Below are 19,615 nucleotides of genomic sequence, written 5' to 3' on the forward strand. Positions count from 1 at the left end.
TGATCACATGATGCCACAGCGGCCCCCGGACGTGGGAGAGTCCGCGGGCCGCCGGTCTCAGGGCTGCGGCAGGGAGGCGACTTCCGAGCCGAGGAAGCCGAGGACGGTCTCAACTTCGGTGTCCGTGTGAGCGGCGAGCAGGCAGGCCAGGCGCACCCCCATATAGGCGACAGCGCGCACGGTGTCGACGGGCTTGTCGGCCCACAGCTCAGCAGTGGTGTCATCCACGATCGCCGCGTACTGCGGGCCCGTGAGGTCCCCTTCGAGCATCTGGTGGGTGGCAGTCAGCAGGGCCACGGCGCCGGCCAGTTCGGCTCGGCCGTTGGGGGGCTGGGTCACCGGTTGTCTCCTTCGGGGTAGACGAGGGTCAGGGCGAGGGCCCGCTTGCGCCACAGCTCCTGGGCCGTAGTCCCCTCGCTCTGCGCCAGCTCGGTCAGCAGCGCACCAATGAGACCGAGGAGGTAGGGCGTCCCGTACTCCGCCTGAGCGCACACCTCCGCGAGCAGCAGCCGCACCGGGTCGTCAGCCGGTGGGGCGCCCTCGTCGTCGGCGATGGCCACGTAGGCAGTCACGAGCGCGATCACGTCACGCCGCGCCTCACGCGAACGCGGGTCCAGTGGGGCCGTCACGATGCCTCCCGAGCAGGTTCGCAGTTGGGATGCGCGGTCTCTCCAGAGGCGCAGTGAACGGGATCCAGGGGCGTCTTACACACCGTGCAGAGCACCACATCAGCAACTACGCTCAGTGAGCGCAATGGCGAAGGTGACAGCGAAGGTGCCGAAGGCGCCAACACCGTAGGGCCTGGCGCCTTCGGCACCTTCGCGGCACCTTCGGCGAGGTCGGTCACGCTCAGTACCCAGACCCATCCCTTGTTGAAGGCGGATTTTTGGGAGGAAACCCCGGCCTTTGCTCGAGCACGCTGGAGTGTGCGCTTCGAGAACCCGTCCTTCTCGCCAGCCTTCAGAACGTCGCCGGCCGACGCCTCGCCCCCGTTGTCGGTGAGGTAGTCCGTGAGCCAGGCGACCGCCTCGTCCCGCTCGCTGACGTCGTCGCGGTCCACTGGTGCCGACAAGGTGTCTTCCACCGTGCGCTCGGAGACGCCCAGGAAGACCAAGCGCCCGACGTTGGCCGTGCCCTTCGCCGTCGGCACATCGAACCCCTCGATGCAGTACGCGAGCGAGGGGAGGTCGAGGCGCCCGAGGCTGTTCTTCGTCTGGGTCATGACCTGCTCGTCGGTCTCGCGGTCCCGGGCGAACGCGAGCACCGCGCGGGCGAGATCCTTGAACGCGCCCGACCCGGAGATGAGTTGGGAGGGATCGGTGCTGTTGCCCTTGTTGAAGTGGGCGATGCCGAGCGTGAGCGCCTTCGTCCGCTCGGCCATCCGCACAAGCGGTTCCAGGGCCTGGCGCACGTCCTGGGTGCGGTGGGCGTCGGTGCTGCTGCCGAGCGTCGACATGAGTGGGTCGACGATGAGGGCCGCGACGTCGTGTTCGGCGATGGCCTGCTCGATCAGGGACACGTCCAACGGCAGCGAGATCATCGTCTCGCCGCGAAGCATGTCCTCGGCGTCGACCCGGAATACGCGCTCCAGGTCGGCGCCAGCGGCAATCAGCCGCGGCACGAGGGTTCGAGACCAGGAGTCCTCAACGGCCGCGTACAAGACGTTCTTCGGCTGACCGTAGAAGGTTCCGGGGAGCTCGCCGCGGGACAGCCTTGCGGCGAGCCAGATCCCGAAGCTGGACTTGCCCGTACCTTCCCGGCCCGCGGCGAGCGTGAGCGCCCCGGCCGGAATCCGGCCCTCACCGGACTCCGGCTCCCATGCCCAGATAACCGGCTCGGGCGCGATGGCGGACGCTGCGGTCAGCTTGATGCGCCGCTGCGGCATCTCGGCGGCCGGGGCCGGAGGCGCGCTACGCGGAGGCGTGAAGGGGTGCCCAAGCTGGCCGCCCTCGTGGCGTGCCGCCACTGCATCGCACGGCCGGCCACCCACGTTGTGGGTGCAGAACTGGGCACGGTCTAGCGTCGTCACGCGGCCTTCTCTCTGGGGTACGCAAGGCGCCTGCCTGGCTGACCCGGAACAGCGATGGGTGGCCAGCCGGGGGTGGGCACCAGGGCGCGGGGCGGCTGCCGGTGCGCGGCCAAGTCGAGCTCGGCGCGCGTGCGGCGGTCGGCGATGGACGGCCGCGCCCGGTGAGCCTCCCGGAACCAATCCAAGAGAGCCTGCTCGTCGCCGTACTTGCGCCACTTCTCCGCGGCCTCGAGGGCCGCCGCGAACCGTCTGGGGTCGTCGCTCGGCAACGCCATCCATTCGGCGCTGGCGTACTGCGGGAAGTCGCCAGAGCAGAACGCCATGCGAGCAGCTGCCCACAGTTCGACGGCGTCCGGCGACTGTGTCACCATGGCGGCGACTTCGCCCGCCGCGAGGTTTCCCTGAGACCCGCCAGTTAGCCCCTGGCGGGTCTCATCGTTTCCGCTCATGCGACCGCGCCTCCGGGCTTGACCGTCTGGTCGTTGAGCCACGCGTCGATGGCGCTGCGGCGGTACTTCACCCGGCCGTACTGGCCCGGGTGGGTCTTCACGTACTCCGGCCCGATGCCTAGCCACCGGTAGTTCGCCAGAGTCTTCGCGGCAATGCCGTACTGCTCCTGCACCTGCTTCGGCGTTAGCAGCGGATCTGTCATGCCACCGATCCTTAGCTGAATCGACTATCCAAGTAGTCGAATCGGTTGTTGCTCGGATCTTCCCGCAACGTCTTGCAATTAGTCAAGGCGCCCACTACATTCGTCGATGTGACTAGCGAATCCACAGTGAGCGACGTCGTCGCGGAACGCGTTCAGCAGGTACGGAAGAAGCGCGGATGGACGGTGAAGCAGCTGGCGGACCAGTGCGCAGCAATCGGGGCCGAGGAGCTCACGGCTCAGGCGCTGTACAACATCGGCAACGGGCGGCGCGACGAAGGCGGCCGGCGTCGCCGGTTCGTCACAGTGGACGAGGTTGTCGCGCTGGCGCTGGCCCTTGATGTGGCTCCAGTGCATCTGCTGGTCCCGCCAGACGCGGCCGACGACGACGAGTACCGGATCACTCCCACGAGCGTGGTGACCGCGCGGGACATGCGGGCGTGGTTCCGCGGTTACTACCCCGTGCTCGGGCGGAGCGTCCGTGACTTTCATGGGGAGGTCCCGGAGAGCGAGTACGGCCTGATCCGGATCGCGCCCGAGGCACGCACTGACCCGGAGCAAGCGATCCGGGAGATCGACGAGTTGCTGATCCTGTTGCAGGACGCCCGCCAGCGGGCCGTCGCAGACAAGGAGACAGGGGGGCCCAATGCGAGTGTGGATTGAGGACCGTTCCACCCACACGGACTACCAGGAGTCGATGGCGAAGTGGCAGTCCGCGAAGGGAAGGGGCAGCAAGCGGAAGCCCCTCGGCCGGTGGCGGGTCCGCTGGTACGGGCCCGACGGCAAGGGGAAGGCGAAGACGTTCGGCAAGCTGCCGCAGGCCGAGGCCGAGCGAGACGCCATCACGGCGCGGCTCGACAAGGGTTCGTACCGGGACCCCAGGTCGGGTAAGGCGGCCGTGAAGGTGGTCGCCGAGGAGTGGTTCGCGTCAAAGCGGAAGATCGGCCGGACCACGAAGCGGGACTACCGGGACCTGCTCGACAACTACGTGATCCCCAAGTGGGGCGACTGGCAGGTCGCGGCCGTCCAGTGGGAAGACGTCGACGCGTGGCTGACCGAGCTGGAGACCGGGCCGGGGAAGTCGGGCCGGCCGATCGGTGCGGCTCGCATCATCAAGGCGTACCGCGTCCTGGCCATGGTGATGAAGCACGCGGTGTTCTCCAAGCGCGTCTCACTGAGCCCGTGCCACGACCACGAGCTGCCGCGCCCGGATGACGAGGACGAGCACGTCTACCTCACCTATGACCAGCTGGAGCAGCTGGCCGAGGCCGCGGGCCCGTACCGGCTGCTGATCCTCACCCTGGGGTACTGCGGCATCCGGTGGGCCGAGGCGTCCGCGGTGAAGGTGGGACGCCTCCAGGTCGCGCAGCGCCGCATGCGGATCGTGCAGAACTACACCGACGTGTCTGGGCACCTGGAGCTCGGGCCGGTGAAGAACCACGAGAAGCGCTCGGTGCCCCTCCCCCGCTCGTTCGCGGACGAGCTCGGCGAGCTGGGCACCGGCCGGAAGGCTGACGCGCTGCTGTTCACCGCCCCCGAGGGCGGCCCGCTGCGCTACGCCAACTTCCGCTCGAGGGTGTTCGACCCCGCGGTGAAGGCGGCAGGCCTCGAGGGCATGGGCATCACACCGCACAAGCTGCGGCACACGGCCGCCTCGCTCGCCATCGCGGCGGGCGCGGACGTGAAGGTCGTACAGACGATGCTCGGACACAAGGACGCGTCCATGACCCTGAACATCTACGGCCACTTGTTCCCGGACCGACTCGACGAGGTGGCGGACGCTCTCGACATAGGGCGAGGTGTCGCACTGGCCAAGCTGCGTGCGTCTCTCACGGAAGCGGCGTGATCGAAACCATGCGTACAAAATGCGTACTGCCCGCTCGGGATCCTCCCCGAACGGGCAGTCAGAAAACGGCCTGTGACCAGCCGATTCATCGCTGAGCCGCCTTCGGGATTCGAACCCGAGACCTACGCATTACGAGTGCGTTGCTCTGGCCATCTGAGCTAAGGCGGCGCGCCGTCCGCACTATGGTGCGATCAGCAACGTCGGTAAGTCTACACAGTTTCCGGGGGTGCTCCGCACCAGCCCCGGAGGCGGTCATTCCGGGGCTGGGTGGTGGGGCTAGGAGCAGCGTTTGCCCTGTGCCGGAGGCGTCCCGTGGAGGAGGTAGGTGTCGATCGCGGAGTCGATGCAGGTGCTGCCGCGGCCGTAGGCGGTGTGGCCGTCGCCCTCGTAGGTGAGGAGCCGGGAAGAGGTCAGCTGGGCGGCCAGGGCTCGGGCCCAGCGGTACGGGGTCGCCGGGTCGCGGGTGGTGCCGACGACGACGATCGGGGCGGTGCCGCGCGCGGCGATGCGGTGCGGCTCGCCGGTGGCCCGCACCGGCCAGTACGCGCAGTTCAGGGAGGCCCAGGCCAGGCCCTCGCCGAAGACCGGTGACGCCTTCTCGAACTCGGGGAGCGCCTCACGCACCTCGTCCGGCGTCGAGAACGCCGGCGGGAGGTCGAGGCAGTTCACGGCGGCGTTGGCGAACATCAGGTTCGAGTAGCGGGCGTCGGCGTCGCGCTCGTAGTAGCTGTCCGACAGGAACAGCAGTCCCGCGCCGTCGTTCTCCTTCATCGCTGTCGCCAGCGCCTCGCGCAGCTGTGCCCAGGCGCCCTCGTCGTACATCGCCGCGATCACACCGGTCGTGGCGAGGGCCTCGCCGAGCTTGCGGCCGTCCGCGTCGCCGGTGGGGATCGGGTGCGCGTCGAGCTTGCGGAAGAACGCCTTCAGCCTGGTCCCCACCTGGTCCGCCCGCTTCCCCAGCGGACAGTCCGGCTGCTGCACACAGTCCCGCGCGAACGACTGGAACGCCGTCTCGAACCCCGCCGTCTGGTCCAGGTTCATCCGGCGGGCGGGCAGCGACGGGTCCATCGCGCCGTCCAGGACCAGCCGCCCGACCCGGTCCGGGAACAGGCCCGCGTACGTCGCCCCGAGGAACGTCCCGTACGACGCCCCGACATACGTCAGCTTCGCGTCGCCCAGCGCGGCCCGCAGGATGTCCATGTCCCGGGCCGCCTCGGCGGTGGACACATGGCGCAGCAGCTCGGGCGACCGCGCCCCGCAGCCCTCCGCGAACTTCTGGTACGCGGCGACGAGTTCGTCGGTCTCCTCCGTGTCGTCGGGTGTCGTGTCGGTCTGCGTGTACGCGTCCATCTCCCGACCGCCGAGGCACTCGACGGGCTCGCTGCGGGCGACGCCGCGCGGGTCGACCGCGACCATGTCGTACCGCGCGCGGACCTCGGCCGGGTAGCCGATCCCGGCGTACGCCTGGAGGTAGCCGACCGCCGAGCCGCCCGGCCCGCCCGGGTTCACCAGCAGCGAGCCGAGCGCCTTGCCGGACCCGGTGGCCTTCTTGCGGGCGACGGCGAGGCGGACGTCACCGGCGTCCGGCTTGTCGTAGTCGAGCGGCGCCCTCATCGTGGCGCACTGGAAGCCCGGGACACCGCAGCTGTGCCAGCTCAGCTTTTGCTCGTAGTACGACGTGAGCGCGGCCGGCGTGGCCTTCGGCAGCGCGGCCAGCGCCGCCTCCGCGGCCGAGCTCGGCGAGCCCGTCGCGCTTCCGGAGGAGCAGGCGGAGACGAGCAGCGCGGCGACGGCGAGCACGGCACCGCCGGTGCGGGTACGCCGGTGGCGGCGTGGACGAAGGGGCCGGGCGAGCGGGTCTGCGGAGCGGGGACTGCGCCTGATGTGCATCACGCGAGCGTAACTGTGCGCAGCGACATGAACGCTCTCCGTGCACAATCCGGCTCGTACGAGTTACCTGGTCAACCCTCAGTTGATCGTCGGGTCAGCCGGCTCGCAGCGCCATCGTCATCGCCTCCACCGCGAGCAGCGGCGCCACATTGCGGTCCAGGGCGTCGCGGCAGGCGGCGATCGCCTCGATGCGGCGGAGCGTGGCCTCCGGGGAGCTGCCGCGGGCGAGCCGCTCCAGGGCGTCCTCCGCGTCCGCGTTGGCGATGGCCACGCGCGAGCCGAGCTGGAGGGCGAGGACGTCGCGGTAGAAGCCGGTGAGGTCGGTCAGCGCGACGTCGAGGCTGTCGCGCTGGGTCCGGGTTCTGCGGCGCTTCTGCTTGTCCTCCAGGTCCTTCATCACGCCCGCCGTGCCGCGCGGCAGCCGTCCGCCCTGGGCCGCGCCCAGCGCCGCCTTCAGCTCCTCGGTCTCCTTGCCGTCCATCTCCTCGGCGAGCAGCTTGGCGTCCTCGGCGGCGGCGTCGACGAGTTCCTGCGCGGCCTTGAGGCAGCCGCCCACGTCGTCCACCCGCAGGGGGAGCTTCAGAACCGCGGCCCTGCGTTCCCGCGCGGCCGGGTCGGTGGCCAGTCGGCGGGCGCGGTCGACATGCCCCTGCGTGGCCCGGGCGACGGACGCCGCCACGGCGGGCTCGATGCCTTCACGTCGTACGAGAAGGTCGGCGACGGCGTCGACGGAGGGCGTCCGCAGGTTGAGGTGCCGGCAGCGGGAGCGGATGGTGGGGAGGACGTCCTCGATGGAGGGGGCGCACAGGAGCCAGACCGTGCGGGGGGCGGGCTCCTCGACCGCCTTCAGCACGGCGTTCGCCGACTTCTCGTTCAACCGCTCGGCGTCCTCGACGAGGATCACCTGCCAGCGGCCGTTCGCCGGTGACGTGAAGGACTTCCGGACGGTGTCCCGCATGTCGTCGGCGAGGATCTGCGCGCCCACGGCGGCGACGGTGGTGACGTCGGCATGCGTGCCGACGAGGGCCGTGTGGCACCCGTCGCAGAACCCGCACCCGGGGACCCCGCCGAGCGCCCGGTCCGGGCTCACACACTGCAGCGCCGCCGCGAAGGCCCGCGCGGTCTGTGTCCGCCCGGCTCCCGGCGGGCCGGTGAACAGCCACGCGTGCGTCATCTTCGACGCGGCGGGCGGCGGCGCGTCGGAAGCGGCGGCGGTGACGAACGCGTCGGCATCCCGAGCGGCAGCCGTCAGCTGCTCACTCACCTTCTCCTGTCCGACGAGGTCGTCCCAGACGGTCATGCCTCACGCCGCCCTTTCGTCATGGTCGGGGGTACGGCCTCCATTGTGCGGGGCAGCACTGACAACGCCGCCCCGCAGCCACGGCGGCGTCAGCCCCGACGCCCCCGGCCACGCCCGTCGCCGAAGTCGTCGCCGTCCCGGTCCCGCGGGCCCAGCAACTCGTCCGCCAGCGACGGCAGATCGTCCAACGGAGTCTCCTCGGCCCAGTCCGACCGGGCCCGCCGCCGTGGCGCCCCGGTCTCGTCGACCTGAGGCATCTCGCGCGTACGGTCCTCGGCTCCGTCGGGCCGCGCCTGCTCCTCCCGGAAGAACCCAGGCGGCACCCGGTCCGCGGGAGCCTCCCCCGGCACGGGTGGCAACACGGCCGTCTCGTCAGCGGCCCCCGGCGCGACAGGCGGCAACACGGCGGTCTCGTCAGCGGCCCCCGGCGCAACCGGCGGCAGCACCGCCGTCTCGTCCGCTGCACCCGGCACGACCGGAGGCAGCACCGCTGTCTCGTCAGCGGCCGAAGCCTGCGGAGGCTTGGGCAGCTCGGCGGTCACCTCATTGTCAGGAACCCGCCCCTCAGAACCACGCCCCTCAGCCGCACGCCCACCGGAGCCACGCCCTTCAGAGCCACGCCCCTCAGCCGCACGCCTCTCGGACCCCCGCCCCTCACCGGCATCCGCCCCCTCGGAGCCCCCGTCGGACACCTTCCGCAGCACAGCCGTCTCCTCCACCGGCCCGCCCGACGCGTTCGTCGGCGTCACCACCGGCGTGGGCACAGTCGCCGCGTCCGGGGCCACCGCGGGCGGCGTCGGCTTCTTCGGGCCCGCCTCGGCCGCCGCGGACGCCTGCTCGGCGAGCCGCCGCGCCTCCTCGGCCCGCAGCAACGCCTCCTCGGCCTTGCGCTGCTTCTCGACGCGCCGCGCCTCGGCCTCGGCGTGCAGCCGCGCCTCCTCCTCGGCCTGCTTGCGCCGCCGCTCCTCGTCGGCCTTGCGGCGGGCCTCTTCCTCCGCGCGGGCCTTCTCCTCGGCGAGCAGCCGCTGCCGCTCCTCCTCGGCCCGCTTACGCGCTTCCTCGGCCCGCAGCCGGGCCTCCTCCGCCTGCCGTTCGGCCTCGCGCCGCTGCGCCTCCTCCAGCTCGCGCCGCTTGCGCTCCTCCTCCTCGGCGCGCAGCCGCTCCAGCTGCTCCTGGCGCTCCCGCTCCAGCCGCTCTTCCTCGGCCTTGCGCGCGGCCTCTTCCTCGGCCTTGCGGCGCGCTTCCTCCTCGGCCTTGCGGCGGGCCTCCTCCTGCTCGCGGATCTCCTGCTCGGAGAGCGGCAGCATCTGGTCGAGCCGGTGCCGTACGACGGTGGTGACGGCCTCGGGCTCCTGGCCCGCGTCGACCACCAGGTACCGGCCGGGGTCGGCCGCGGCGAGCGTCAGGAACCCGGAGCGCACGCGCGCGTGGAACTCCGCCGGCTCCGACTCCAGCCGGTCGGGCGCCTCGGTGAACCGCTCCCGGGCGATCTCCGGGGAGACGTCGAGCAGGACCGTCAGATGCGGGACCAGCCCGTCCGTGGCCCAGCGGTTGATGCGGGCGATCTCGGTCGGCGACAGGTCACGGCCCGCGCCCTGGTAGGCCACCGACGAGTCGATGTACCGGTCGGAAATGACGACCGCGCCGCGCTCCAGGGCGGGCCGGACGACGGTGTCCACGTGCTCCGCGCGGTCCGCCGCGTACAGCAGCGCCTCCGCGCGGTGGGACAGCCCGGCGCTCGACACGTCCAGCAGGATCGACCGCAGCCGCTTGCCGACCGGCGTCGCGCCCGGCTCGCGCGTGACCACGACCTCGTGCCCCTTGGCCCTTATCCACTCGGCGAGCGCCTCGGCCTGGGTGGACTTCCCGGCGCCGTCGCCGCCCTCCAGGGCGATGAAGAAGCCGGTCGCCATGGGCGCCGTCACCGGGTCGTCGCCGCCGAGCAGCGCGTCCCGCAGGTCGTGCCGCAGCGGCACTCCGGAGCGGTCGTCGACCTTGGCGAGCACCAGCGCGGCCACCGGCAGCAGCAGCGCGCCGACCAGCATCAGCGTGAACGCCGCCCCGCCGTGCGCGAAGACGAACTTGCCGCTCTCCAGCCGGTGCGGCCCGATCAGCGCGGCGATCAGCGGGGCGATGACCGCGCCGAGCGCCACGAACACCCGTACGACCGCGTGCAGATGCTCGGTCGTGCGCGGGCGGCGGTAGTCCTCGGTCTCCTGGTCGAGCAGCGCGTGCCCGGTGTTGGCGGCCACGCCCGCGCCGATGCCGGCGAGCGCGACGATCAGCAGAACGGTGGTGACGTCCGGGACCAGGCCCGCGGCCAGCAGGGCGACGCCGGTGAAGGCGATCGCCAGCGCGAGCAGTCGGCGGCGCGAGAGCGAGACCAGCACCTTGGGCGCCGTACGGATGCCGACGACGACCCCGCCGGTCAGCGCGAGCACCAGCAGGCCGTACGTCACCGGCCCGCCGCCCAGGTCCTTGGCGTGCAGCACGGACACGGCGACGGCCGCGGAGACCGCGCCCGCGACGGCGGCGCAGGCGAGGACCAGCAGCGGCAGCACACCGGTGCGGCCCTTGTCGACGCCGGTGCCCGTCTTGGGGCGGCGCAGGCCCTCCAGCGGCGAACGCGCGCGCGGGGTGCGGGTGTCAGGCAGTTCCAGGAAGGTCAGCACGGACAGCGACGCGGCGAACAGACCGGCCGCGACATACGAGGCGAGGGCGGCCTGATGCTGGTCGAACCACTCGATCCCGGCGCCCAGCAGGTTGTTGACGAGCGCGGCGGTGACGAGCGCGGCAGCAGCAAGCGGGATCGCCACGAAGCCCGTACGCAGCGACAGGCGGCGCAGCGCGTCCAGGTGGTCCGGCAGCGGTCGTACCGTCGCGCCCTCCGGCGGCGGGGCCGGGAGCAGGGCGGGCGCCGCGCTCTCGCGGCACACCGACCAGAAGCGCTCGGCGACTCCGGTGACGAAGGCCGTCACCAGGAGCATCGCCAGCGCGTTCTGAGGCGTCCAGTCGATCCACAGGGGCGCGACGATCAGCAGCGCCGCCCGCACCCCGTCCGCGCCGACCATGGTCCAGCGGCGGTCGAGCGGCCCCTCCTGCGAGGTGAGGGACGTCAGCGGGCCGAGGAGCACCGCGCCGAACAGCAGCGTGGCCAGGATGCGCACGCCGAAGACGGTCGCCACTGCGAACGCCACCCCTCGGTACCCACCCCCGAAGGAGCCCTCGGCGATCGCCGCCTGGAGGGCGAGGACGACCACGACCAGAAGGGCGAGGGCGTCGCCGACACCGCCGACCAGCTGGGCACTCCACAGCCTCTTCAGCTGTGGTTGGCGCAGCAGGGCGCGGACGGCGCGCTCGCGGGCGTCCGCGGCAAGGGCGTCGTCGGGGGCCGGGTGGTGGGCCGTTGGCTGCTCGGCTCGCGTCATGCTTTCAGCCTATCGGGCAGCACCGACAGCCCGTGGCGCCCGTCCGAACGTGCGCACGCCCCGACACCAAAGTGATGCCGGGGCGTTCGCTTTGCGAAGCCTCAGTGGAGCAACAGGGCCGAAAAGAGCCTCTGGTGCCGCCGGTCTCAGTCCTCCGACGCCGTCTTCGAAGCCGCCGCCTTCTTCGCGGTGGTCTTCTTCGCGGCCGTCGTCGTCTTCTTCGCGGCGGTCTTCTTGGCGGCCGTCTTCTTGGCCGGGGTGGCCTTCTTCGCGGCGGCCTTCTTGGCCGGAGCCTTCTTCGCCGTCTTCTTGGCGGGGCCCTTCGCCCGCTTCTCGGCGAGGAGTTCGTAGCCGCGCTCGGGGGTGATGTCCTCGACGCTGTCGCCGGAGCGCAGGGTCGCGTTGGTCTCCCCGTCGGTGACGTACGGCCCGAAGCGGCCGTCCTTGACCACGACCGGCTTCTCGCTGACCGGGTCGGTGCCGAGCTCCTTCAGCGGCGGCTTGGCGGCGGCCCGGCCGCGCTGCTTGGGCTGGGCGTAGATCGCGAGCGCCTCTTCGAGGGTGATCGTGAAGAGCTGGTCCTCGGAGGTGAGCGAGCGCGAGTCCGTGCCCTTCTTCAGGTACGGCCCGTAGCGCCCGTTCTGCGCGGTGATCTCCTGGCCCTCGGCGTCGGCGCCCACCACGCGCGGCAGCGACATCAGCTTGAGGGCGTCCTCCAGCGTCACCGTGTCCAGGGACATCGACTTGAACAGCGAGGCCGTCCGCGGCTTCACGGCGTTCTTGCCGGTCTTCGGGGTGCCCTCGGGGAGCACCTCGGTGACGTACGGGCCGTAGCGGCCGGCGCGGGCGATGATCTGGTTGCCGCTGACCGGGTCGGCGCCGAGCTCGAAGTCGCCGCTCGGCTTGGCGAGCAGCTCCTCGGCGTACTCGACGGACAGCTCGTCGGGCGCGAGGTCGTCGGGGACGTCGGCCCGCTGGTGGCCCTCCGCGTCCTTCTCGCCGCGCTCGATGTACGGGCCGTAGCGGCCGACGCGGAGCACGATGCCGTTGCCCACCGGGAACGACGACACCTCGCGCGCGTCGATCGCGCCCAGGTCGGTCACCAGCTCCTTGAGGCCGCCGAGGTGGTCCCCGTCGCCGTTGCCGGCCTCGGCCGCGCCACCGCTCTCCGGGGTGCCCTCGCCGAAGTAGAACCGCTTCAGCCACGGCACGGACTGCGCCTCACCGCGGGCGATGCGGTCGAGGTCGTCCTCCATCTTGGCGGTGAAGTCGTAGTCGACGAGCCGCCCGAAGTGCTTCTCCAGGAGGTTGACCACGGCGAAGGACAGGAAGGACGGGACGAGTGCCGTGCCCTTCTTGAAGACATAGCCGCGGTCGAGGATGGTGCCGATGATCGACGCGTACGTCGACGGGCGGCCGATCTCGCGCTCTTCGAGCTCCTTGACCAGGCTGGCCTCGGTGTAGCGGGCCGGGGGCTTGGTGGCGTGCCCGTCGACCGTGATCTCCTCGGCGGAGAGCCGGTCGCCCTCGCTGACCTGCGGCAGCCGGCGCTCGCGGTCGTCCAGCTCGGCGTTCGGGTCGTCGGCGCCCTCGACGTAGGCCTTGAGGAAGCCGTGGAAGGTGATCGTCTTGCCGGACGCGCTGAACTCGACGTCCCGGCCGTCGGCGGCGGTGCCACCGATCTTGACGGTGACGGAGTTGCCGGTCGCGTCCTTCATCTGGGAGGCGACGGTCCGCTTCCAGATCAGCTCGTACAGCTTGAACTGGTCGCCGGTCAGACCGGTCTCGGCGGGCGTGCGGAAACGATCACCCGAGGGGCGGATCGCCTCGTGCGCCTCCTGCGCGTTCTTGACCTTCCCGGCGTACGTCCGCGGCGCGGACGGCAGATAGTCGGCGCCGTACAGCTGCGTGACCTGCGCGCGGGCCGCGGCGACAGCGGTGTCGCTGAGCGTCGTGGAGTCCGTACGCATGTACGTGATGTAGCCGTTCTCGTACAGCTTCTGGGCGACCTGCATGGTCGCCTTCGCGCCGAAGCCGAGCTTGCGGCTGGCCTCCTGCTGGAGGGTCGTCGTACGGAACGGGGCGTACGGCGAGCGGCGGTACGGCTTGGACTCGACGGACCGGACCGCGAAGTCCGTGTTCTCCAGCGCGGCGGCCAGCGCGCGGGCGTTGGCCTCGTCGAGGTGAAGGGTGTTGGCGCCCTTGATCTGCCCCAGGGAGTCGAAGTCGCGGCCCTGCGCGACGCGCTTGCCGTCGACCGTCTGGAGTCGGGCGACCAGCGTCGACGGATCGCTCGGGTCACCGGCGCGGCCGGTGCCGAAGGTGCCGGTCAGGTCCCAGTACTCGGCGGAGCGGAAGGCGATGCGCTCGCGCTCCCGCTCGACGACGAGACGCGTGGCGACGGACTGGACACGGCCCGCCGAAAGGCGCGGCATGACCTTCTTCCACAGGACCGGCGAGACCTCGTAGCCGTAGAGGCGGTCGAGGATGCGGCGGGTCTCCTGGGCGTCGACCATGCGCTGGTTGAGGTCGCGCGGGTTGGCGACGGCGGCCCGGATCGCGTCCTTGGTGATCTCGTGGAACACCATGCGCTTGACCGGGACCTTGGGCTTCAGCACCTCCAGGAGGTGCCACGCGATGGCCTCGCCCTCGCGGTCCTCATCGGTGGCGAGGAAGAGCTCGTCGGAGTCCTTCAGCAGGTCCTTGAGCTTCTTGACCTGGGCCCTCTTGTCGGCGTTGACGACATAGATCGGCTCGAAGTCATGTTCTACGTCCACACCGAGGCGGCGCACCTCGCCGGTGTACTTCTCCGGCACCTCCGCGGCGCCGTTGGGGAGGTCGCGGATGTGCCCGACGCTCGCCTCGACGACGTAACCAGGGCCGAGATAGCCCTTGATCGTCTTCGCCTTGGCTGGCGACTCGACGATGACGAGTCGGCGGCCGCCGTGTGCGGTCTCGCTGGTCGGGGACAACTTCGCTCTTCTCTCCGGTCGACGCTGGGGCCTCCCCAGGCGGTCCCCGGGGTCGGGTCATGGTGACGCTGCGGAGTGTGACGGTACATCCCGCCCCCGTGTCAAACGGGAAAAGCCCGCAACGGCCACTCGAACGGTAACCCGACTACCGCCATTCCTGCCGCCCGGAGTACCCACCGGCCATTTCGAGCCTTAGTGGAGGACCCCCTCCCAATTACCGGGACCTCGGCCTTTTCATGGTCATCACAGCCGGGTGAAGCACCATGCGCCGGCGACGAGGGCGATCACCGCGGCACTGCTCGCGATCATCGCCGATGCGACCGGGCTCACACCGTGCGCCACCGGTTCCCCGTGCCGTACGCGGACCGCGGTCCACGCCAGCAGCCCGGCCCCGAACAGCGCGAACACCGTCCCCGCGAAGATCGCCGGTCCGCTCTCCATGGCTCCCCCTGCCCCTTTTCTCCCGACCGCGCGTGCCCTCGGGCATGGAGGTTGACACGCGCGGGCGGCGGCCAGGCGAACCCGAGGTGAACGCGGGACCGACCCGGCTGTGGACTCCCCGGGGGCGAGCGGTCCCGGCCGGGCTCAGACCGAACCGGGCGCGGGTATCTTTCCGGTCGTCTTCTCGCCGTCGGTCCGGCTCACCGTGCACACGGCCTTCTTGAACCCCTTGTTCCAGTCCTCCTCGTCGGCGACCCAGCCGTAGACGGTGCGCTCCGATCCCGGCGCCCAGGTCGACTCGAATTTGTTGCCGCACAGCTTCGTCGCGTTGTCGGTGGCTTTCTCGTAGGTCATTTCCTCGGGCGCCTGAACCACGCCTATGACCTGGTCGGTGTGGGGTTTCACGCAGTCGGTGAGCGGGGCGTTGTAGCCGTCGTCCTGCTCCTCGTAGATCCAGCAGTCGCCGGTGCTCATCTGACCGACCCACAGCCGCGTGCCCTCGTCCCGGAGGCGGCCGACCTCACCGCCTATCGCCGCATGGCGGCCGAGTACGAGACATGCCGTACCGCTGTTCGCCGCGGTGAACCCCGCCTTCGTCGGTACGACGGCGTAGAGCGCCGCGTCCGGAAGGGCGTCGACGACCGCGCGCGTCTGGTTCGCGCAGCGCCGGCCGCCCTCCGCGCGCGCGTCGGCGTAGTCGGTGGCCGTGTCGACGGCGACGACCTGTCCGTCCGGCCAGTCCTCGGCGCAGTCCACCACACCGAGGTTCGGCTCCGACTTGAACGGCGTCCCCGACCAGACTGCCTGCACACAGTCGCCGGTCTCCAACGGCTCGCTGAGGCCGACGACATCCCCGTACGGCAGCACGGGTCCGGTCGGCGGCGGGGAGCTCTTGGGGACGCCGGAGGTGGGCGGCTTGACCGCCGGGGTGTTCGTGCCCCCGCCGCTGTCCTTGGTCAGCGAGACGGCCAGCCAGGTGCCACCGGCGACGACGAGGACGGCGGCCACGACGAGCGCGATCAGCGCGAGCCGCTTCTTGTCCCGGGACGGCGGACCGGGCGGGCCCGCTCCGGGCGCCCCCGGTCCGCCCGTGGCCCAGCCGCCACCGGAAGTGCCGCCGAGGTAGGGCTGGGTGGGGCCAGCGGCGACGGCGGGGCTGCCCGCGTAGGGCGGCGTCGGGCTGTTCCCGTACGGTGCCGGGCCACCGCCTCCCGCATACGGGCCGTAGGGCGCGACGCCGCCGCTCGCATAGGGCCCTTGCGCGTAAGGATTGCCTGGTTCAGGCGACGGTGAGGACGGCTGAGGGGCACCCGGCGTGACGGGCCCGCCCGGCGTGCCCGGCGTCTGTGGCGTTCCAGGTGTCTGCGGAGTACCCGGCGTCTGCGGCGTACCCGGCGTCCCCGGCCCCGCACCACCGCCACCACCCCACCCCGGCGACGTACTCGCGACGTACCCCGGCGGCGGTCCGTCCATCACCCCGCCTCCCGGAGCGGCACCGGAGCCGACCGGCTGCCCGCCCGCCCCCTCGCCCGCCCCGAACCCACCGTCCGGCGGCCCGAATCCCGGCGTCACACCGAACCCGGCCCCCGCCCCGGCGCCGACACCCGCACCCGCACCCGCACCCGCACCAAGGCCGGCCCCGCCCGTCGCCGTGTCCCACCCCGGCGAAGCCCCCCGCACCACCCGCTCCAACCCCCGCGCCACCGTCTCCGGCGACGACCTGCGCACCGGGTCCTTCACCAGCAACCCCTGGAGCACGGGCGTCAGTTCACCGGCCCGCACCGGTGCCGTCGGTTCCTCCCCGAGCAGGGCCGTCAGGGTCGCGTACTCGCCGTGCCGGTCGAAGGGGCCGTGGCCCTCCACGGCCCAGTACAGGGTCGCGCCGAGCGAGAACAGGTCCGCGGCCGGTGTCGGCGGCTCCCCACGCGCGCGTTCCGGCGCGAGATAGCCGGGCGTGCCGAGGATGCCCGCCGTGGCGGTGAGCCGGGGTTCCCTGGACTCGGGTTGGAGGGCGATGCCGTAGTCGGTGAGCAGCACGCGCGCGTACGGGTCGCCCGAAGCATCCGATCCCAGCAGGATGTTGGCCGGTTTCACATCCCTGTGGAGGATGCCGATCCGGTGCCCCGCGGTCAGCGCGTCGAGCACGGCGAGCCCGACGCGGGCCGCCTGGACGGGCGGCAGCGGACCCGAACTCCGCACCACCGCCTGGAGGTCGACCGCGTCCGGCACGTACTCCATGACGATCCACGGCAGCCCCTCGTGCACCACCACGTCATGCACCGTCGCCACATGGCGGTGCCCGCGCAGCCGCGCCGCGTGCCGTGCCTCGCTGCGGGCCCGCGCGATGCGCTGCGCGGGCTCGCTCGCGTCCATCGGCACGTCCGGAAGCGCGATCTCCTTCAGCGCGACCTCGCACGCCAACTCGTCGTCGTACGCCAGCCAGACCCGGCCCATGCCGCCCGCGCCGAGCGTCCGCAGCAGCCGGTAGCGGCCGCCCACGACCCTGCCTTCACCGTGATCCGGCGTCTCCCCCGACATCACGCCTCCCCCCGAGGCCCGAGCGGGTGCGCCTCCCCCGAGGACGCGCCGGGCCTGCCCCTCGAAGGTAGCCTCGCACGCACCACTGACAGGAGACCTTTTCGTCACCAATCAGACCAGACCGGGCGCACCCGTCTCAGGGGTACGCCCCGACCTCAGCCGCCCCGACGTCAGCGGTCGCGACCTCAGTCGGCTGGCCCCCAGCCGCCCCGGTCCCAGTCGGCTCAGGCCGGTTCCAGGAACCCTTGCTCCACCAGCACCCGGATCTGCGCCGGCGTACGGTCCCGCAGCAACACCGGGTCCTCGCCCACCAGTTGCGCGATCGCGTCCAGAATCCGCCCCGCGCTCAGCGAGCCGTCGCACACGCCGGCGAAGCCCGCGCCGACGGTGTCCACCTTGGTGGCGCGGCGCATGCCACGGTTCTGGCGCAGCACCACATGCTCCGGGTCCTCGGCGCCGGGCAGCCCGACCTGTTCCTGCACGATCTCCGGCGCGAGCTTGAAGTGCCCTTCCAGCAGCGCCGCGTCGTCGTGCGCCCGCAGATAGTCGAGCCGCTCGAAGTGCGCCGCGACGGTGTCGCCGAGCGGCTGCTCGACGGGGTGCGGCCACTCCTCGGCGACGACCGAGGGCACGGCGGCCTCCGTCTTCCGCAGGGTGATCCAGCCGAACCCGACCGCCTTCACCTTGCGCGCCTCGAACTCGTCCAGCCAGGCGTCGTACAGCGCCTGGTACTCGGCCGGGTCCCCGCGGTGGTCGCCGGCGTCCCTGAGCCACAGCTCGGCGTACTGCGTGACGTCCTGCACCTCGCGCTGGACGATCCACGCGTCGCACCCGCGCGGCACCCACGACCTGAGCCTGTCCTGCCAGTCCTCCCCTTCCACGTGCTGCCAGTTGGCGAGGAACTGCGCGAACCCGCCCTCGTTCAGGCGGTCGCCCGCACCCTGAACGAGCGACCGGCACAGATCGTCCCCGCCCATCCCGCCGTCCCGGTACGTCAGCCGGGCGCCCGGCGAGATCACGAAGGGCGGGTTGGAGACGATCAGGTCGTACGTCTCGTCGTCGCGCACCGGCTCGAAGAGCGAGCCCTCCCGCAGATCGGCCGCGGGGGCGCCGGACAGCGCCAGGGTCAGCGCGGTGATGTGCAGGGCGCGCGGGTTGAGGTCGGTCGCCGTCACGCGCGTGGCGTGCCGTGCGGCGTGCAGCGCCTGGATGCCGGACCCGGTGCCGAGGTCGAGCGCGGAGCCGACGGGGGTGCGGACGGTGATGCCGGCGAGGGTCGTGGAGGCGCCGCCGACGCCGAGGACGACGCCCTCCTCGCGGCTGCCGATGCCACCGGCGCCGCCCACGGCGCACCCCAGGTCGGACACGATGAACCAGTCCTCGCCCTCGGGCCCGCCGTACGGCCGTACGTCCACCGTCGCGGCCACCTCATCGGCGCCGACCCGCACCAGCCACCCGGCCTCCAGACACGCCTCCAGGGGCAGTACGTCCGCCACGCGCGCGTGGAGCACGGGTTGCTGGAGCAGGAAGAGCCGTACGAGCACCTCCAGCGGGCCGTCCCCACGGGTGGCCCGCAGCGCGGGCACGGTCTCGCTGCGGGCGAGCGCCGCGTACGCGGGGGCGCCGAGCAGTTCGAGCAGTCCGTCGGCGGTGAAGGAGGCGCCCAGGAGGGCGTCACGCAGGGCGGCGGCGACGTCGGGGCGGTCGGCGGAGGGCAGGGGGGCAAGGCTGGAGTCACTCACCACCCCATTGTGGACGCAAACCGGCGCCGCAGGCGGTGCCTGCGGCGCCGGGGCCGGCCGGGGGCGGGTGTCAGCCGTTCGTCGCCGACGGTGTGGCGGACGCGCTCTTGCAGCTCTCCTGCTCGGCCATCGCCTTGCCGACGTCGCCCTCCTCGAGGTTCTTGAGGGCGTCGCTGCCGCTGGTGCTCAGCTTGTCGAGCTCGGTCGCGACGTCCTTGAGGCCGTCCGCGAACTTGCCCTGGTCCTTGGTGTCGAGGTCGTCGACCTGCTTCTTGAGGGAGGCGTAGGAGGCGGACAGGCTGTTGAGCTCCTTGACCGCATCCTGCTGCTTCTTCTCGCTGTTCTTGCTGTCGCCGGTCTCGGGCGCCCCGGCCTTCAGCACGGCCGCGCCGATCGCCTTGTAGGCGTCGGACATGTCCTGGAAGGCCTGTGCGTCGGTCTTCTGGACGTCCTCCGGCTTGCTGTTGTCCGAGGTCTGCTTCTGGATCGCGGCGTTCGCGGCCTCGATCTTCTTGGCCTGCGGCTGTACGGCGTCACAGACCTGCTTGGCCCAGGCGTCGAGCTTCTCGCTGTTGTCGTCACCGCTGCTGCATGCCGACAGCGCCATCGCCAGTACCGCACCGCCGGACAGCGCGGCTGCGAGCTTCTTGTTCACCGGATTGGTCCCTTCCATGGCTCCTCGGCCCCGGAACATACACGGCACCTGGAGGACATCCACAGACAGGCTGTCCGTTACATCCGCATTAGAGCCATTTGCACCAAGTGAGAGAAGGCTCACGA

General features: G+C 71.6%; 15 protein-coding genes and 1 tRNA gene. 2 read left to right on the forward strand and 14 right to left on the reverse strand.

The features are described 5' to 3' along the window. Positions 1-57: 57 nt before the first annotated feature. From IQ210_RS08810 to IQ210_RS08830, 5 genes are read right to left on the reverse strand one after another with little or no spacing between them, the layout of a single operon-like run. The gene (locus IQ210_RS08810) at positions 58-339 is read right to left on the reverse strand and encodes a hypothetical protein (protein ID WP_194078331.1); all 282 of its coding nucleotides are present in this window, start codon (positions 337-339) and stop codon (positions 58-60) included. Then, on the reverse strand, positions 336-629 hold the full coding sequence (locus IQ210_RS08815) for a hypothetical protein (RefSeq protein WP_194078332.1): 294 nt from the start codon (positions 627-629) through the stop codon (positions 336-338). Before IQ210_RS08815 ends, IQ210_RS08810 begins: the two co-directional genes overlap by 4 nt. Continuing rightward, the gene (locus IQ210_RS08820) at positions 626-2,029 is read right to left on the reverse strand and encodes an AAA family ATPase (protein WP_194078333.1); all 1,404 of its coding nucleotides are present in this window, start codon (positions 2,027-2,029) and stop codon (positions 626-628) included. Before IQ210_RS08820 ends, IQ210_RS08815 begins: the two co-directional genes overlap by 4 nt. Next, positions 2,026-2,478 carry a hypothetical protein gene (locus IQ210_RS08825; RefSeq protein ID WP_228047409.1) on the reverse strand — a complete coding sequence of 151 codons (453 nt, stop codon included), beginning with the start codon at positions 2,476-2,478 and terminating at the stop codon, positions 2,026-2,028. Before IQ210_RS08825 ends, IQ210_RS08820 begins: the two co-directional genes overlap by 4 nt. Then, positions 2,475-2,681 carry a helix-turn-helix transcriptional regulator gene (locus IQ210_RS08830; protein ID WP_194078334.1) on the reverse strand — a complete coding sequence of 69 codons (207 nt, stop codon included), beginning with the start codon at positions 2,679-2,681 and terminating at the stop codon, positions 2,475-2,477. The genes IQ210_RS08825 and IQ210_RS08830 overlap by 4 nt, the downstream gene beginning before the upstream one ends. 108 nt (positions 2,682-2,789) lie before the next feature. Here IQ210_RS08830 and IQ210_RS08835 point away from each other — a divergent pair, with 108 nt between their 5' ends. Next, positions 2,790-3,341, forward strand: a complete 552-nt coding sequence (locus IQ210_RS08835) for a hypothetical protein (RefSeq protein WP_194078335.1) — start codon at positions 2,790-2,792, stop codon at positions 3,339-3,341. After that, positions 3,325-4,524, forward strand: a complete 1,200-nt coding sequence (locus IQ210_RS08840; RefSeq protein ID WP_194078336.1) for a tyrosine-type recombinase/integrase — start codon at positions 3,325-3,327, stop codon at positions 4,522-4,524. The genes IQ210_RS08835 and IQ210_RS08840 overlap by 17 nt, the downstream gene beginning before the upstream one ends. 94 nt (positions 4,525-4,618) lie before the next feature. Here the strand turns inward: IQ210_RS08840 and IQ210_RS08845 are convergent. The 9 genes from IQ210_RS08845 to IQ210_RS08885 form a co-directional block, all read right to left on the reverse strand. Next, positions 4,619-4,692, reverse strand: a tRNA-Thr gene (locus IQ210_RS08845). Between the two features lie 108 nt (positions 4,693-4,800). After that, positions 4,801-6,414: an alpha/beta hydrolase gene (locus IQ210_RS08850; RefSeq protein WP_194078337.1), complete on the reverse strand. Its 1,614-nt coding sequence runs from the start codon at positions 6,412-6,414 to the stop codon at positions 4,801-4,803. 94 nt (positions 6,415-6,508) lie between these two features. Continuing rightward, complete coding sequence (locus IQ210_RS08855) at positions 6,509-7,714, reverse strand: DNA polymerase III subunit delta' (protein WP_194078338.1); 1,206 nt, start codon at positions 7,712-7,714, stop codon at positions 6,509-6,511. Positions 7,715-7,803: 89 nt separating this feature from the next. Further along, complete coding sequence (gene tmk, locus IQ210_RS08860; protein ID WP_194078339.1) at positions 7,804-11,142, reverse strand: dTMP kinase; 3,339 nt, start codon at positions 11,140-11,142, stop codon at positions 7,804-7,806. Positions 11,143-11,288: 146 nt separating this feature from the next. After that, positions 11,289-14,114, reverse strand: coding sequence for a type I DNA topoisomerase (topA, locus tag IQ210_RS08865; RefSeq protein WP_194078340.1), 2,826 nt, complete (start codon positions 14,112-14,114; stop codon positions 11,289-11,291). A 243-nt stretch (positions 14,115-14,357) separates the two neighbouring features. Then, positions 14,358-14,555, reverse strand: a complete 198-nt coding sequence (locus IQ210_RS08870; RefSeq protein ID WP_194078341.1) for a hypothetical protein — start codon at positions 14,553-14,555, stop codon at positions 14,358-14,360. 144 nt (positions 14,556-14,699) lie between these two features. Next, positions 14,700-17,093: a serine/threonine-protein kinase gene (locus IQ210_RS08875; protein ID WP_194078342.1), complete on the reverse strand. Its 2,394-nt coding sequence runs from the start codon at positions 17,091-17,093 to the stop codon at positions 14,700-14,702. Positions 17,094-17,317: 224 nt separating this feature from the next. Then, on the reverse strand, positions 17,318-18,835 hold the full coding sequence (locus IQ210_RS08880) for a DUF7059 domain-containing protein (RefSeq protein WP_194078343.1): 1,518 nt from the start codon (positions 18,833-18,835) through the stop codon (positions 17,318-17,320). Between the two features lie 70 nt (positions 18,836-18,905). Beyond that, the gene (locus tag IQ210_RS08885; protein ID WP_194078344.1) at positions 18,906-19,508 is read right to left on the reverse strand and encodes a small secreted protein; all 603 of its coding nucleotides are present in this window, start codon (positions 19,506-19,508) and stop codon (positions 18,906-18,908) included. Between the last annotated feature and the right edge of the window lie 107 nt (positions 19,509-19,615).

The sequence above is a fragment of the Streptomyces justiciae genome, assembly GCF_015163075.1.
GTDB lineage: Bacteria > Actinomycetota > Actinomycetes > Streptomycetales > Streptomycetaceae > Streptomyces > Streptomyces justiciae.